Raw genomic sequence first — 15,004 nt, forward strand, 5'->3', positions numbered from 1 at the left:
CGGGCCTTTGTGGGGCCTCTAGCCATGCGCGCGGCTCGGCACAAGGCGGCGCAGTGCCTTGCGGGCGATTGCGGGCCAGGTTCCGGGCCAGCGGGGGCGGAAGGCTTCGATCCGGTAGCGCGGACGAAGCTGCTCCATCCAGTCGCGCTTGTAGGGATCATTGCCAGTGCCGAAATCGACCAGATCGACGTGGTCGCGGTCGATTACCTGCTCGAACAGTGCGGCGGTGAGGGTGGTGCCGGGGGAAAGCGGCTTGCTGGCTTCGGTATGGGCCAGCTTGTGAATGAAAGCGGTGCCATGCTCAACCGTCCAGAACTGCGCAGCGACCGGTTCGCCATCTGCGAGTGCCAGCCCCAGCCGCAAGCGCCCGGCCTTGCCTTCCTGCTCGGCAAAGCGGCGCAGGAACGCAGGACTGCCTTCCTCGCCTTTCCAGCTTTGCGCATAAATTGTTTCGTAGGCGGCCCAGCTATCGGGGTTGAACGCGGTTTCGATCCGGATCTCGACCTTGCTGGCCTTGCGTTTCAGGGTGGTGCGGACCTGACCGGGACGTCCGGCGAGGTATTCGGCATAAGTGCGGCCTTGAACCGGCAGGATGTGATTGACGTCGCATTGCTCGACGAAAGTCACCCATCCGGCCTGACGCAGCGCCTTGGCCAAAGCCGTGGTCTCACCGTTTTCGTCAGGCAACGGGGACAGCACCAGATGCGGGGTCTGGCCCGGAAGGTCGCTGGCCAGTTCAGCCAGCATTGCAGCCTGATCTGCGCCTGCGCTGAACAGCGGGCTGACGCGGAAATTGTACCAATTGGTCAGGCAATGGACCTGACGCGCCTTGCGCAGCAGCGGCATGACGCCCCGCTCATTGCCGTGATGGATCACTGCGATCAGCGGGAACAGGTCGCAGATTGTGGTCAAGCCCTGCCACCATTCCAGCCGGTCAAACGGCGAGCGGGCACTGGGCGCGCTGAGCAGCGCGGCCAGTGGTGCATCGGCTTGCACTTCTTTAAGATCATCGTGATAGGTGACGCTGATCAACTGATTTCAACCCCCTTGCCGGAGCACCTGCCGCTTGCCTGACCCGTTCTCCACCGCGATCTGTCCGCTGGACCATCTCGCGCTGCGGGGTGAGGATCAGGCCCCTGCACTGGTGCTGCGCGAGGGGACCTATAGCTACAAGGACTTAAGGGATCGTGTCGCTGCCATGGCGGGCTGGCTCAGCGGGCAAGTGCCCCAGCGCGGTGCGCGGGTCGCGACCTGGGCAGCAAAAGGTGCGCTGACCTGCCTGATGCCGCTCGCCGCAGCCCGGGCGGGGCTGGTCCACGTCCCGATCAACCCGCTGCTGAAGCGCGCGCAAGTGGCACATATCCTTGCGGACAGCGAGGCAAGTCTGCTGATCGGCACCCCGGCGCGGCTGACCTCGCTGGAGCCCGGAGACCTGCCCGTGGGCTGCGCGGTGCTGGGCGAAGGCGAACCGATGGAGGGGCCGCTGCTGCCCCCGTCCGCAGTCGATCCGGATGAGCTTGCTGCGATTCTCTATACCAGCGGCTCCACCGGCCGCCCCAAGGGGGTGATGCTGAGCCACGCAAACATGTGGCTGGGGGCGCAAAGCGTTGCGACCTATCTTGAACTCAAGGCCGATGACCGCGCCTTGGCAGTGCTGCCGCTGTCGTTCGACTATGGGCAAAATCAGCTGCTGTCGCACTGGTTTGCGGGGGGAAGTGTCGTCCCGCTCGACTATCTGACCCCGCGCGATGTGGTGAAGGCCATTCAGCGCCATGACGTCACTACGCTTGCCTGCGTGCCCCCGCTGTGGGTGCAACTGGCCGAGCTCGACTGGCCTGCAGATGTTGCGGCAAAGTTGCGGAGACTGACCAATTCGGGCGGGGCCCTGACCCCGGGCCTCGTCAAGCGTCTTCGCGCGCAGTTCCCGCAGGCGCGTCTGTTTGCGATGTATGGGCTGACCGAAGCGTTCCGTTCGACCTTCCTCGATCCGGCTTTGATTGACAGCCATCCGACCTCGATGGGCAAGGCAATCCCCCACGCCGAGATTCTGGTGGTGAACGATGCCGGGCAGATCGCGGCGGACGGCGAAGAAGGCGAACTGGTCCACTGCGGCCCGCTGGTGGCGCAGGGGTACTGGCAGGATGCAGAGCGCACTGCCGAACGCTTCAAACCAGCCCCTGCTGCGTCGCATTATGGCGGCATTGCGGTCTGGTCGGGCGACCGGGTGCGGCGCGATGCGGATGGCTTGCTCTATTTCGCCGGGCGGCGCGATGCGATGATCAAGAGTGCCGGCAACCGGATCAGCCCGCAGGAAATAGAAGAGGCCGCGCTGGCCAGCGGGCTGGTGGCCGAGGCGGTAGCTTTGGGCATTCCCGATGCACGGCTTGGCCATGCCGTTCATCTGGTGGTGAGGGCGGCAACGAGTGCCGTGGATGCCGAAGCCGAATTGCCGCGTATCTTGCTGAAAGAACTTCCGAATTTTATGCAACCCAAACAAATCCATTGGCGCACCGCGATGCCGATTTCGCCCAATGGCAAGATCGATCGCACAGGGCTGTATCAGGAGCTTGCCGCATGAAGCCGCTCGGCCCGATCCCCCCCGGTTTTACCGCGCTGGATGGCGAACTGGCGATTGCCGGACGCAAGGCATCCGATCTGGTGGCAGAGGCGGGCAGCACGCCACTGTTCGTCTATTCGCGCGATCTGATCGCCCGGCGCGTGGCCGATCTGCGGGCAGCCATGCCATCGCGATTGGCGCTGCACTATGCGGTGAAAGCCAATCCGTTCGGGCCGGTTCTGGCGGCGATGGACGGACTGGTCGATGGGTTTGACATCGCTTCGGGCGGGGAACTCACCATGGTCACCTCGGCCGGGATTGACCCAAAGCGGGTCAGCTTTGCCGGGCCGGGCAAGCGCGATGCGGAGCTGGAGGCGGCCATTGCCGCCGGAGTAACGCTTAACCTTGAATCCGAAGGTGAGGCCGCGCGCGCGCTGGCCATCGCCGAACGGCTGGGGATCACCCCGCGGCTGGCGATCCGGGTCAACCCGGATTTTGACCTGAAGGGCTCGGGCATGAAGATGGGCGGCGGGGCCAAGCCGTTTGGCGTGGATGCCGAACGCGTGCCCGCACTCGCCCGCCAGATCATCGCCAGCGGGGCGGAATGGCGCGGATTTCATATCTTTGCGGGCAGTCAGGCGCTGGGGGCAGAAGCGATTGCCGAAACTCAGGGGCAGACGCTCGCCCTCGCAACCCGGCTGGCACAGGAAAGCGGCGTGGCGCTGCCGCATTGCAACCTGGGCGGCGGGCTGGGAATCCCCTATTTCCCGGGCGATGAGCCGGTTGACCTGGCACTGGTCGGCGCGCGCCTGGGCGAAGGGTTCGCCGCGCTCCCCCCCGAACTGGCGGAAACACAGTTCTGCATCGAACTGGGCCGCTATCTGGTAGGTGAAGCCGGGGTCTATCTGACCCGGATCGTCGACCGCAAGGTCAGCCATGGCGAGACCTATCTGGTCACCGATGGCGGGCTGCATCATCAGTTGGCAGCTTCTGGCAATTTCGGCACCGTTGTGCGCCGCAACTACCCGGTGGCGATTGCATCGCGCTTTTCAGCGGAGCCAGAGGAAGAGGCGAGCGTGGTCGGCTGTTTGTGCACCCCGCTCGACCGTCTGGCTGACAAGGGCCATTTCCCGCGTGCAGAAGCAGGCGATCTGGTCGCGGTATTCTGCGCCGGAGCCTATGGCGCCAGTGCCTCTCCGGCCAATTTCCTGGGGCAGGGGCCGGCACGGGAAATGCTGGTTTAACCAGACCCGCTGACCCTGTCCCAGATCGGGACCATGGCCAAAATTCCCGCCTGACTCCGGGAATCTACGGTCAAGGCTAACGCAATATTCACCCTTTTTGCCGATACCGCAGCCTGAATAGCCGGGCTTGCGTGTGGGATGTGCACCCCAGGGCAAGGCTCGGCACCTGTGAAGGAACGCCGAATGCCGATCAACCGTTTCGCCAAACTGCTGACTGGCAGCGCTGTGCTGAGCATGGCGCTGACGGGCTGCGCCGGAGTGTCGAGCGGCCCGCAGCTGCCGCCCGCCAGCTTCGTGGCGATGCAGGAAGGCCCGGGCGAGGAATATGTGATCGGCCCGCTGGATGAACTGACGATCTTCGTCTGGCGCAATCCGGAATTGGGTGCGCAGGTTCAGGTTCGGCCCGACGGGCGGATCACCACGCCGCTGATCACTGATATGCCGGCCGTGGGCAAGACGCCAAAGATGCTGGCCGACGACATCACCCTGCAGCTTTCGCAGTACATCCAGGAACCGCTGGTTTCGGTGATCGTGAACAAGTTTGCGGGCACCTTCAGCCAGCAGGTCCGGGTGGTCGGCGCCACTGGCAAGCCTGCCTCGATCCCCTACCGCGCCAATATGACGCTGCTCGACGCTATGATCGCGGTGGGCGGCCTCAGCGAATATGCCGCCGGCAACAAGGCGCGGTTGATCCGGTTCGACAAGGAATCCGGACGGCAAAAGGAATTCGCACTGCGGCTGGGTGATCTGCTCAAGAAGGGCGAAAGCAAGGCCAATGTCATGCTGATGCCGGGTGACGTGATCATCATCCCTGAAAGCTCGTTCTGAGGAAGGGGCCCGGGGGCAGACGATGAACAACATCTATGATGAATTGCGCTCGGCGCTCTATTCGGTCTGGCACCGCCGCTGGATCGTGCTGGGGGTGGCCTGGGCTGTAAGCGTGCTGGGCTGGCTGGTGGTAGCCATGGTCCCCAACAGCTACGAATCGCGCGCGCGCATTTTCGTTCAGCTGGACGATGTGCTGGCCCAGCAGATCGGTATCAAGAGCAACCAGAAGGGTGACATCGACCGGGTCCGCCAGACGCTGACCAGTGCGATCAACCTGGAAAAGGTGATCCGCAGCACGTCCATCGGCGAGGAAATCACCACGCCCAAGCAGATGGAAGGCGCGGTGCTGGGCCTGGGCAAGAAGATCAAGGTCGAAAGCGCGCAGGAAAACCTGTTCGAGATCACGGCGACCTATGGTGATGGCGGCAACAGCGACGCGGCCAATGCCAAGATTGCCCAGGACATTGTCCAGAAGATGATCGACATCTTCCGCGAGGAAAACCTGGCCGGCAACCGCGGCGAAATGAGCCAGTCGCTCGATTTCATGAACCAGCAGCTTGCCACGCGCCAGAAGGAACTGGAAGCGGCCGAGCAGAAGCGGCTCGCCTTTGAAGCGCAGAATCCGGACATGGCCCAGGGCGGCCTGTCGGTGCTGCAGAAGCTGGAACAGAGCCGCGCCGAAATGCGCGGGATCGATGCCGATCTGGCGGCAGCGCAAAGCGCGCTTGCCTCGATCAACGGCCAGCTGGCCGGCACGCCCAAGACCATCGCCGGTGCGCCCGGCGCAGTTGGCGGGGCGCGCGGCGCTCTGGCCGAAGCACAGGCACAGCTTTCGGCCATGCGTTCGCGCGGGCTGACTGAAAACCATCCTGATGTGATCGCCGCCAAGAACCAGGTCAACGCCCTGCGCGGTGCAGCCGCGTCCGAAGGCGGCGGCGGAGCGGTGGGAACGCCCAACCCGGCGTACAGCTCGCTCCAGTCGATCCTGGCTGAGCGTCAGGCCAACGTCCAGGCGCTCAGCGCCCGGCGCGCGGCCCTGCAATCGGATGTTGCCCGGATCACCAGCCAGCAGATCAGCAATCCGGAAGTCGCCGCCGAACAGCAGCGCATCAACCGAGATTACGACGTGCTCAAGCAGCAGTACGACAAGCTCCTGCAGGACCGCGAAGAACTGCGCCTGCGCGGGCAAGTGGAGACCGAGCATTCGGCCATCAAGTTCCAGGTGATCGATCCGCCGACCACGCCGCGCTCGCCGGTCGCGCCCAATCGTCCGCTGCTGTTGTTCGCAGTGCTGGTGGTGGGGCTTGGCGCCGGTGCGGCCACTGCTTTCGCGGTTGGCCAGCTGCGCTCGACTTTCGCCACCACGTCCAAGCTTGAGCGCTCGCTCGGCCTGCCTGTGCTCGGCGCGGTCAGCCGTACGCTGACCGAAAGCGGCCGCGCCTTGCAGCGCAAGCGTCTGAAGATGTTCTACGCCTCGTCGGGCGTGCTGGGCGGCCTGTTCGTCCTGCTGCTGGCGATCGAATTCTTCCAGCGGGCCCGCGTGGCGTGAGAGGACGGACATGACCGAACACACCAAGATCCCCGTCCCCGACGACAACGCCGACGCCAAATCGACTCTGATCGAGCGCGTGGTGCGCAATTATGACCTGGTGAAGCTGGCGCCTGCGCCGATTCCGCAGGAACTGGTCCCGCCCGTGTCCAAGCGCCGCCGCTATCGCCGCGCTGACGAAGTGGTGGAAGAAGCCGTGGTCACGCCCGTGGCCGAGGCCCCTGCTGCGCCTGAGCCCGTGCACGCACCGGCTGCGGCCGCACCTGCACCTGCGGCACCTGTGCCCGAAGTGGTTGAGCCTGAAGTGATCGCTGCCCCGGCGCAAGTACCGGCGGTGCAGCAGCCAGGCGCGGCTCCGGTCGTATTCCGGGGAGATCGTCATCCGGTGCGCCGCCAGCATCTGCGCGACCAGGGCTTGATTGTGCCCGAAGGCAGCGTGACCGCGCTGCTCGAAGAGTTCCGCATCGTCAAGCGCCAGCTATTGCTCAATGCTTCGCAGCTGCGCCAGCAGGGCATGGGGCTGGAAGCACAGCGGATCCTGATCTGCTCGCCGCATCCGGGTGAGGGCAAAAGCTTTACCTCGGTCAATCTCGCGCTGGCGATTGCGGCTGAAAAGGAGAGCGAAGTGCTGTTGGTCGATGCAGACTTTGCCAAGCCTTCGGTCCTCTCGATGCTGGGCCTGCCTGGCGGGCCGGGGTTGATGGACGCGCTGGTCGATCCTGACATCGACGTGGCCCAATGCGTGATCGGCACCGACATTGCCGGTCTGTGGGTCTTGCCCGCGGGCAATGCCACCACGTCCGACACCGAATACCTGTCCAGCAATCGCACCCGCGACGTGCTCGACCGGCTGACCCAGGGTGCGCCGAACCGGATCGTGATTTTCGATTCCCCGCCAGCACTCGCCGCATCACCCGCTGCGGAACTGGCCAAATATGTCGGCCAGGCCGTGCTGGTCGCGCGCTGCGACAAGACCGGACAGGGCTCGCTGGAAGACGCGGTATCGCTGCTTTCGGCCTGTCCGAACATCCAACTGCTTTTGAATGCCGTCCACTTCAGCCCCAGCGGTCGCCGCTTTGGCTCCTACTATGGATATGGAGGTTGACCATGAAGTCACCCCTTGCTTGCAATCTGCTTTCGTTTGCTGCGGTGATGACCGCAGTTGTGCCCTCGCTCGCCCAGGCCCAGTCGCTGCCTTATGGCGACATGACCGGTGGCGGCTCAAGCGCGTCGCGTGGCAGTCAGGAGGCTGACTCCGGCGAAGAAGGCGATGATGCCGATACGCCGCGCCGTTCGGGCAAGCAGCGGGTCAAGATCACGCCTTATATCGAAGCGCAGCAGGTCGCCTTCGCCGAACTGAAGCCGGGGAATGAAACCCTGACCTATTCAGTGCTCGCCGCCGGGGTCGATGCCGCGCTTGGCGGACGCAACAACCAGGGGTCGATCTCGGTCCGTTATGAACGCCGGTTTGGCTGGGGCAGCAAGGCCCAGGACAGCAACGCTGTCAGCGGGATCGCGCGGGTTTCCTCTGCCGTGGTACCGGGGACGCTGAAGATTGACGCGGGGGCCATGGCTGCCCGCAACGCGGTGGAGAACAACGGCGCACTTTCCAGCGGCGGTCTGGCGTTCGGGGATTCGGTGACTCAGATCTATTCGGTCTATGCCGGACCGACTCTGACCACCCGCGCCGGGGACGTGGCGATCAACGGGGCCTACCGGATCGGCTACAACCGCGTCGAAAGCCCCAACGTCATTCCGGTTGCGGCCGGACAGCCGCAGATCGATCTGTTCGATGACTCTGTGGTTCACAACGCGACGATCCATGCCGGAACCAAGGCAGGCGATCTGCTGCCGGTCGGGCTGGGTGTGGGCGCGGGCTATAACCGTGAAGACATTTCCAATCTCAAGCAGCGCGTCGAGGATTTCCACGCAAGGGCTGACGCCACGCTGCCGCTTGGCAACGACTTGTCGCTGGTTGGCGGCGTGGGCTGGGAAAAGGTCCAGATCTCCAGCAAGGATGCCGTGCGTGATCCGATCACCGGCGCTGCGGTGGTGGGCACGGATGGACGGTATGTCACCGATAATGCCTCGCCGCGCCAGATGGCCTATGATGTTGAAGGCTTGATCTGGGATGCAGGCGTGATGTGGCGTCCCAGCCGCCGGACCGCGCTCGAGGCGCATGTCGGGCGGCGCTATGGCTCGACCACTTACTACGGCAGCTTTGCCTATGCGCCCAACAGCCGGACCAGCATGAACGTATCGGTCTATGACACGATCTCGGGCTTTGGCGGTCAGCTCAACAATGCGTTGGCCAACACGCCGACCCAGTTCCAGGCGGTGCGCAATCCGTTCAACGGCAACCTCAACACCTGCGTCGCCGCGGATGGGGCGGTGGGCAGCGGGCAGAGCCCGTGTATCGGTTCCGCGCTCGCCTCGGTGCGCAGCTCGGTGTTCCGTTCGCGCGGGGTGATGGCATCCTACAACCACGCGGGCGACCGGATCCAGTACGGAATCGGGGGCGGGTATGACCGGCGCAAATTCATTGGCGCGCCGGGCACGGTGCTGGCGGCAGCCAATGGCGTGATCGACGAAAACTACTGGCTCTCCGCCTATCTGAGCGGCCGGATTGACCGCGCGTCGAGCTTCTCGACCAACGTCTATGCCAACTGGTACCAGCCCGGCGATGCCGCAATCGGCGACATGCGCGGCGTTGGTGCAACGGCGGCCTATTACCGCTCGATCACCAGCCACCTGTCAGCCACCGCAGCGGTTGGCCTCGATGGCGTAAGCCGCGAACAGCTCGACGACATCTGGTCTACCCAGGCCATGGTTGGCGTGCGCTACTCGTTCTGAGCCCTGAAGGAGCAAATCTGATGTTCAACGATTTTTACGGGCTCACCGGGCGGCCGTTCCAGCTTACGCCGGATCCGACGTTCTATTTTGAAAGCCTGACCCACCGCAAGGCGCTGTCCTATCTGTCGTATGGTCTGGCCCAGGGCGAAGGCTTTGTGGTGATCACTGGCGAGGTCGGCGCGGGTAAGTCCACGCTGGTCGCGCACCTGATGGCAACGATTGATCCGGCACGGTTGACTGCGGCGCAGATCGTCACCAGCAAACTCGATGCCGAGGAACTGGTCCATGTCGTCGCGCAGGCTTTCGGCCTGATCGTTGACGGGCATGACAAGGCGAGCGCACTCGGCGCGATCGAAGCCTTCCTGCATGACGAGGCTCGCGCCGGCCGCCGCTGCCTGCTGGTGGTGGACGAAAGCCAGAACCTGGGTTTTGACGCGCTGGAAGAGCTGCGCATGCTGTCCAACTTCCAGCTGGGCGCGCACCCGCTGCTCCAGACCCTGCTGCTGGGCCAGCCGGAATTCCGCGACATGATCCAGGACCATCCGCAACTGGAACAGCTGCGCCAGCGCGTGATCGCCGCCCATCACCTTGAGGCGATGGATCTGGCCGAAGTGCAGCCCTATATCGAACACCGCCTGAAATGCGTCGGCTGGACCGGCAATCCGCAGTTCGACCAGCGCGTGTTTACCGAACTGTACGAAGTTTCGGGCGGGGTTCCGCGCCGGATCAACCAGATCTGCAACCGCCTGATGATGCTGGGCGCGGTCGAACAGCGCAGCCGGATCGATGGCGCAATGCTGAGCCAGGTGCTGGAAGAGCTGGAACTGGACGGCACGCTTCAGCTCAAGCGCCCCGAGCGCAAGCCCGAGCCTGAGCTTGCCCCCGTTGCCGCTCCCGCGCCGCAGGCTTTTGCTGCTGCCCCTGCCGCTCCGGCGGTGGAGGTTGTCGCCCTGTCCCAGCTCCATGCCCTGCTGGCCGAGCGTGACGCGCAGATCGTGGAACTTCAGCAGGCCGTGATCGAACTGGCGAATGAACGCGAAGCCGCACCGGTGGTGGTGGCCGATCAGGCCGCTCCCGCCGCGATGGCCGCGCTTGAGGCCAAGTTCGCCGCGCTGGAAGCCAAGATGGCCGAACAGGAAGTCACCATCCGCCAGACGCTGACCATGCTGATCGAATGGATCGAGAGCGACGACGCCCAGCGCGCCGCCGCCTGATCCAACCGGAAAGGGCGAAGGTCGCATGTCGCATGCTCCGGTGGTCAACGGCCTGTCGGTCGATGTCGAGGACTGGTTCCAGGTCGGCGCCTTTGAAGGGGTGATCGACAAGCTGGACTGGGATTCACTCGATTCGCGGGTGGAAAACAACTGTCTGGCCATTCTGGACATGTTCGCCCGGCTGGACGTGAAGGCCACGTTCTTCACGCTCGGCTGGGTGGCCCAGCGTCACGGACCGCTGATGCGCCGGATTGTCGAGCAAGGGCACGAATTGGCCAGCCACGGCTGGGACCACGCCCGGGTCTTCACCATGGACCAGCAGCTGTTCGCACGCGATCTGGAACGCAGCCGCAAGGTGCTGGAGGATGCTAGCGGGGTCCGCATCACCGGCTATCGCGCGCCCAGCTTCTCGATCGATCACCGCACGCCCTGGGCCTATATGGCGCTGCACGAGCAGGGCTTTGAATATTCCTCCAGCGTCGCCCCGATCGTCCACGATCACTATGGCTGGCGCGAGGCTCCACGGTTCGCCTTTCGGCCTTTGCCGTGGTCGCGGATGCTGGAAATCCCGGTCACGACGGCCCTGTTCGCCGGAAAGCGGCTGGCCGCCGGGGGTGGGGGGTTCTTTCGCGTGCTGCCCTATGCCTTTTCGCGTTGGGCAATCCGTCAGGTCAATCGGCAGGAGCATCGCCCGGCCGTATTCTATTTCCACCCGTGGGAAATCGACCCGCGCCAGCCGCGGGTAGCCAATGCGCCGATCAAATCAAAGCTGCGGCACTACACCAACCTCGCGGGAATGGCCGACAAGCTGGAACAGCTGATCGGTGATTTCGAGTGGGGCCGGATGGACATGATCGCCACGCGCGAAGCATCGCAGGCGACGGAGCTGGCTGCATGAACGCGCCGTTCGAACCGGCGACTCTGGCCGTAAGCCAGCTCGACCTGACCGACCCCAACGAGGCGCGGCGGCTTGAGGCTTTCGTCGCTGAACAGTCCGATGGCACCGCCTTTCATCGCCCTGCCTGGCTGAGCGCAGTAGCGCGCGGCACCGGCAACCGGGCCTTGGCGCTGGTGCTGGAACGCCGCGGCGAACTGGCCGCTTACCTGCCGCTGCTCGAAGCCCATTCGCCGGTGTTCGGGCGGGTGCTGGTGTCGAGCGGTTTCGCGGTTGGTGGCGGCGTGCTGGCTGCGCGGCCCGCCGATGCCAAAGCCTTGTTTGCTGCGGCGGAAGAGCTGGCCCTGCGCCGTTCCTGCCCGTCGATAGAGCTGCGCGGTGGCCCGCTGCCCAAAGGGCGTGAGGGCTGGAAGGTGCGGTTCGATTCGCATTGCGGCTTCGTCACCCTGCTCGCCGCCGATGACGATGCGCAACTGACCGCGATCCCCCGCAAACAGCGCGCCGAAGTGCGCAAGGGGCTGGCGAATGACCTTCAGGTGACGGTGGGGTCCGACATTGATGACCGCGCCGCGCACTATGCCGTCTATGCTGAAAGCGTGCGCAATCTGGGCACTCCGGTATTCCCGCGCAGCCTGTTTGGTGAAGTGCTCGATGCCTTTGGCGGGGATGCGGACGTGCTGACCGTTTGGCACCAGGGCGCACCGGTTGCCTCGGTCCTTTCGCTGTATCACCAGGGCGCGGTGATGCCCTATTGGGGCGGGGGCACTTTTGCCGCGCGGCGGCTGCGGGCGAATGACCGGATGTATTACGAACTGATGCTCCATGCGCGTTGGCGCGGCTGCGATCGGTTCGATTTCGGCCGATCCAAGACCGGCAGCGGGGCCTATGATTTCAAGCGCAACTGGGGGTTTGAGCCGGAACCACTGGGCTATGCCATGTGGACCGCGCCGGGCGCCGAGGCACGCGATGCCGATCCGACCAGTGCTGGCAATTCGGCCAAGATCGAACTGTGGAAGCGGCTGCCCTTGCCAATCGCCAACCTGATCGGCCCGCATATTGCGCGAGGGCTGGCGTGAGTGGCGGCGAAATCCTGTTCCTGGCGCACCGCATCCCCTTTCCGCCCGACCGTGGCGACAAGATCCGTTCGCACCATCTGCTAAAGGGCCTGGCTGCGCTTGCCCCGGTCCACGTGGCAACCCTGGCCGATGATCCCAAGGACATGGATTGTGAGGCCGAACTGGCGGAGCTCGCCACTAGTCATTGTCTGGTCAGCCGGACCAAGCCGCTCTGGCGGGCTGGGGCGGAAGCGCTCGCTACCGGCCAGCCGGTAAGCGGACCGGCTTTTTACCACCCTGACCTGGCGCGTTATGTCCAGATCGTCCTGGCGGAACGGCCAGTGGACACGATCGTCGCCTTTTCCAGTCAGATGGGGCAATATATTCCCGCTGGCTTCAAGGGCCGCGTGCTGTTTGATTTCGTGGATGTCGATTCCGCCAAGTTCGAAGCCTATGCTGATAAATCGGCATGGCCGATGCGCTGGATCCATGCCCGCGAAGCCCGGCTGCTGCGCGCGGAAGAAGCGAAGCTGGCGCGCCGGGCCAAAGTTAGCCTGCTCGTTTCACCAGAGGAAGCAGCGCTGTTCGCGGCCCGGCTTTCACCAGAAGATCGGGCAAGCTGTGACGTGCGCGGTTTGCGTAACGGTATCGATGCAGTCACGTTTGACCCCGATCTCGTGCTGCCTGAACCGCGCCTGCTGGCCAAGCAGGGGCCACGCCTGATCTTCACCGGTCAGATGGACTATGCCCCAAATATCGATGCCGCGCTGCGCGTTGCGCGCTCGATTCTGCCATTGGTGCGGCAATCCTGCCCGGACGCTACCTTTCACGTCGTCGGCCGCAATCCTGGCCCCGCTCTCATGGCGCTTGACGGGCAAGAGGGTGTGCATGTCTGGGGTGCGGTTGAAGATATCCGTTGCTGGCTAGCCGGAGCCGATCTTGCCTTGGTCCCGCTGGATATTGCCCGGGGCATTCAGAACAAGGTCCTGGAAGCCATGGCAATGCGCTTGCCTGTGGTCCTGTCGAGCGGCGCGGCAACGGGGATCGCGGCGCAGGACGGGCGCGATTTTCTGGTTTGCGATTGTGATGCCGAACTGGCCGAAGCGGTGATCAAACTGGCTGCCAGCCCACAGCTGCGCGCCAGTATCGGTGATAGCGCCCGCCGCTTTGTGGTCGACGAGATGAGCTGGGCCGCGATGCTCGCGCCTTTGCCCGAACTGCTTGGGCGGCCCGCAAGTAAAACGCGCCATGCCGCCTGAAACGATCCTGACCGAGGGCGAAGCCCGGGCGGCGCTGGCCGCAGATCCGTGGCGGCGCGCGCTGTTGTTGCTGGGCGGTGTCTGGCTTGCCCTGATCGCCCTGTTTGCGGCGGACTGGGGCAAGATGTTCGCACAGTGGTGGGATAGCTCGACCTATAACCACGTGCTGCTGGTGCCTGCGATCCTGGGATGGCTGGTCTGGCTGCGCTTGCCAGAACTGCGCAAGCTTGCTCCGCATCCCTGGTGGCCAGGGCTGGTATTGGTGGCCGGGGCCGTGCTGGTTTGGGTCCTTGGCGCATTCGCCGGGTTCGACCTGTTTCGCCAGACCGGCGCGGTTGCGCTGCTGCCTGCGACTGCACTGCTGCTACTGGGGCCGCGAGTGGGGGCAGGGCTTTGGTTTCCGCTGTGCTACAGCGCCTTTCTGGTGCCGTTCGGGGACGAACTGGTGCCTCTGTTGCAGATGATCACGGCCAAGATTACGATCGCGCTGGTTCACTTGAGTGGAACTCCCGCCAAGATCGACGGGGTGTTCATCGATACCCCGGCCGGGTTGTTCGAAGTGGCTGAGGCCTGTTCGGGAGTGAAGTTCCTGATCGCGATGATCGCGCTGGGTGTGCTGGTTTGCAATGTTTGCTTCAAGTCCTGGCGGCGGCGGCTTGCCTTTATGGCACTGTGCCTGGCCGCGCCGATCCTGGCGAACGGGGTGCGGGCCTGGGGGACAATTTTTGCCGCGCAATATGTCGGCGTGGAAAAGGCCGCCGGGATCGATCACATCATCTATGGCTGGATATTCTTCGCGGTGGTGATCGCGGCGGTGCTGGGCCTGTCATGGCGCTTTTTTGACCGCGCGATCGATGATCCGATGATTGATGCGGCCCGGATTGATGCGGACCCGCGCCTTGCCCGACTGGCCAGATCGGGTATTCCCGTGCTTGGCGGCCTGTTGATTACCGGCGCGCTGGTGCTGGGGGGACAAGCCTGGGCCCGTGCGGCAGACGGGCTCTCTGCCCCGCTGCCGAAGCAGATATATCTGCCCGAAGTGCCGGGCTGGCAGCGGGTCGATTACCGCCCGCAAGTCTGGTGGGAACCGCGCGCGAGCGGGGCCGATCATCGATTGCTGGGCCGCTATGCCGATGCCGCGGGGAATGAAGTGGACGTGTTTGTCGCGCTCTATTCGGCGCAGGATGAAGGCAAGGAAGCCGGTGGGTTTGGCGAAGGAACCTTGCGGCCTGACAGTGACTGGTCGTGGCAGGGCGATGGTCCGCCGGCGCCGCCCGCGCGCTCTGAACGGCTGCTCGCGCAAGGCAAAGTCGTGCGGATCGCTCAGACGTGGTACCGCAGCGGCGACATGCTGGGCGGCAGCATCGCGCGGCTCAAGCTGACCAATATCTCGGACCGGCTGTTGCTGCGCGCCCGGCCGACGACCATGCTGATCCTGTCTGCCGAGGCCCGCCCCGGGCATGATCCGGCCCGCGCACTTGAAGCCTTCCGGCTGTCCACCGGCGAACTTGCGCCGTGGATGGACCGCATGGCCAGCCTTCGCTAGGCGC

The 15,004-nt window shown here is 64.5% G+C and carries 12 protein-coding genes; 11 read left to right on the forward strand and 1 reads right to left on the reverse strand.

From position 1 onward, the window contains the following. Nucleotides 1–18: 18 nt before the first annotated feature. On the reverse strand, nt 19–1,032 hold the full coding sequence (locus MNBBLIKP_RS13525; RefSeq protein ID WP_088310776.1) for a GNAT family N-acetyltransferase: 1,014 nt from the start codon (nt 1,030–1,032) through the stop codon (nt 19–21). A 34-nt stretch (nt 1,033–1,066) separates the two neighbouring features. On the opposite strand from MNBBLIKP_RS13525, the gene MNBBLIKP_RS13530 reads away from it, so the two are divergent. The 11 genes from MNBBLIKP_RS13530 (at nt 1,067) to xrtA (ending at nt 15,000) form a co-directional block, all read left to right on the forward strand. Further along, on the forward strand, nt 1,067–2,578 hold the full coding sequence (locus tag MNBBLIKP_RS13530) for an AMP-binding protein (RefSeq protein ID WP_088310777.1): 1,512 nt from the start codon (nt 1,067–1,069) through the stop codon (nt 2,576–2,578). Next, entirely contained in the window at nt 2,575–3,801 is a 1,227-nt protein-coding gene (locus MNBBLIKP_RS13535; protein WP_088310778.1) for a pyridoxal-dependent decarboxylase, exosortase A system-associated, read from the forward strand. The genes MNBBLIKP_RS13530 and MNBBLIKP_RS13535 overlap by 4 nt, the downstream gene beginning before the upstream one ends. A gap of 183 nt (nt 3,802–3,984) precedes the next feature. Then, nucleotides 3,985–4,629, forward strand: a complete 645-nt coding sequence (locus MNBBLIKP_RS13540; protein WP_088310779.1) for an XrtA/PEP-CTERM system exopolysaccharide export protein — start codon at nt 3,985–3,987, stop codon at nt 4,627–4,629. Between the two features lie 22 nt (nt 4,630–4,651). Then, the gene (locus tag MNBBLIKP_RS13545; RefSeq protein ID WP_088310780.1) at nt 4,652–6,178 is read left to right on the forward strand and encodes an XrtA system polysaccharide chain length determinant; all 1,527 of its coding nucleotides are present in this window, start codon (nt 4,652–4,654) and stop codon (nt 6,176–6,178) included. 10 nt (nt 6,179–6,188) lie between these two features. Beyond that, nucleotides 6,189–7,283, forward strand: a complete 1,095-nt coding sequence (locus tag MNBBLIKP_RS13550; RefSeq protein ID WP_088310781.1) for a P-loop NTPase — start codon at nt 6,189–6,191, stop codon at nt 7,281–7,283. A 2-nt stretch (nt 7,284–7,285) separates the two neighbouring features. Beyond that, nucleotides 7,286–9,031 carry a preprotein translocase subunit YajC gene (locus MNBBLIKP_RS13555; protein WP_088310782.1) on the forward strand — a complete coding sequence of 582 codons (1,746 nt, stop codon included), beginning with the start codon at nt 7,286–7,288 and terminating at the stop codon, nt 9,029–9,031. A 20-nt stretch (nt 9,032–9,051) separates the two neighbouring features. After that, nucleotides 9,052–10,245 carry an XrtA/PEP-CTERM system-associated ATPase gene (locus tag MNBBLIKP_RS13560; protein ID WP_088310783.1) on the forward strand — a complete coding sequence of 398 codons (1,194 nt, stop codon included), beginning with the start codon at nt 9,052–9,054 and terminating at the stop codon, nt 10,243–10,245. 25 nt (nt 10,246–10,270) lie between these two features. Continuing rightward, on the forward strand, nt 10,271–11,143 hold the full coding sequence (locus MNBBLIKP_RS13565) for an XrtA system polysaccharide deacetylase (protein WP_088310784.1): 873 nt from the start codon (nt 10,271–10,273) through the stop codon (nt 11,141–11,143). Next, entirely contained in the window at nt 11,140–12,216 is a 1,077-nt protein-coding gene (locus MNBBLIKP_RS13570; RefSeq protein ID WP_088310785.1) for a FemAB family XrtA/PEP-CTERM system-associated protein, read from the forward strand. The genes MNBBLIKP_RS13565 and MNBBLIKP_RS13570 overlap by 4 nt, the downstream gene beginning before the upstream one ends. Next, on the forward strand, nt 12,213–13,454 hold the full coding sequence (locus MNBBLIKP_RS13575; protein ID WP_088310786.1) for a TIGR03087 family PEP-CTERM/XrtA system glycosyltransferase: 1,242 nt from the start codon (nt 12,213–12,215) through the stop codon (nt 13,452–13,454). The genes MNBBLIKP_RS13570 and MNBBLIKP_RS13575 overlap by 4 nt, the downstream gene beginning before the upstream one ends. Continuing rightward, nucleotides 13,444–15,000 carry an exosortase A gene (gene xrtA / locus MNBBLIKP_RS13580; protein WP_088310787.1) on the forward strand — a complete coding sequence of 519 codons (1,557 nt, stop codon included), beginning with the start codon at nt 13,444–13,446 and terminating at the stop codon, nt 14,998–15,000. The genes MNBBLIKP_RS13575 and xrtA overlap by 11 nt, the downstream gene beginning before the upstream one ends. Nucleotides 15,001–15,004: the final 4 nt, after the last annotated feature.

The sequence above is a fragment of the Novosphingobium sp. B 225 genome, from assembly GCF_002198665.1.
Classification (GTDB): Bacteria; Pseudomonadota; Alphaproteobacteria; order Sphingomonadales; family Sphingomonadaceae; genus Novosphingobium.

What these genes read in the sequence shown, in the direction of transcription:
- MNBBLIKP_RS13540 (WP_088310779.1), top strand. Translation starts at nt 3,985, where the DNA reads ATGCCGATCAACCGTTTCGCCAAACTGCTGACTGGCAGCGCTGTGCTG.
- MNBBLIKP_RS13535 (WP_088310778.1), top strand. Translation starts at nt 2,575, where the DNA reads ATGAAGCCGCTCGGCCCGATCCCCCCCGGTTTTACCGCGCTGGATGGC.
- MNBBLIKP_RS13550 (WP_088310781.1), top strand. Translation starts at nt 6,189, where the DNA reads ATGACCGAACACACCAAGATCCCCGTCCCCGACGACAACGCCGACGCC.
- MNBBLIKP_RS13545 (WP_088310780.1), top strand. Translation starts at nt 4,652, where the DNA reads ATGAACAACATCTATGATGAATTGCGCTCGGCGCTCTATTCGGTCTGG.
- MNBBLIKP_RS13565 (WP_088310784.1), top strand. Translation starts at nt 10,271, where the DNA reads ATGTCGCATGCTCCGGTGGTCAACGGCCTGTCGGTCGATGTCGAGGAC.
- MNBBLIKP_RS13560 (WP_088310783.1), top strand. Translation starts at nt 9,052, where the DNA reads ATGTTCAACGATTTTTACGGGCTCACCGGGCGGCCGTTCCAGCTTACG.
- MNBBLIKP_RS13570 (WP_088310785.1), top strand. Translation starts at nt 11,140, where the DNA reads ATGAACGCGCCGTTCGAACCGGCGACTCTGGCCGTAAGCCAGCTCGAC.
- MNBBLIKP_RS13555 (WP_088310782.1), top strand. Translation starts at nt 7,286, where the DNA reads ATGAAGTCACCCCTTGCTTGCAATCTGCTTTCGTTTGCTGCGGTGATG.
- xrtA (WP_088310787.1), top strand. Translation starts at nt 13,444, where the DNA reads ATGCCGCCTGAAACGATCCTGACCGAGGGCGAAGCCCGGGCGGCGCTG.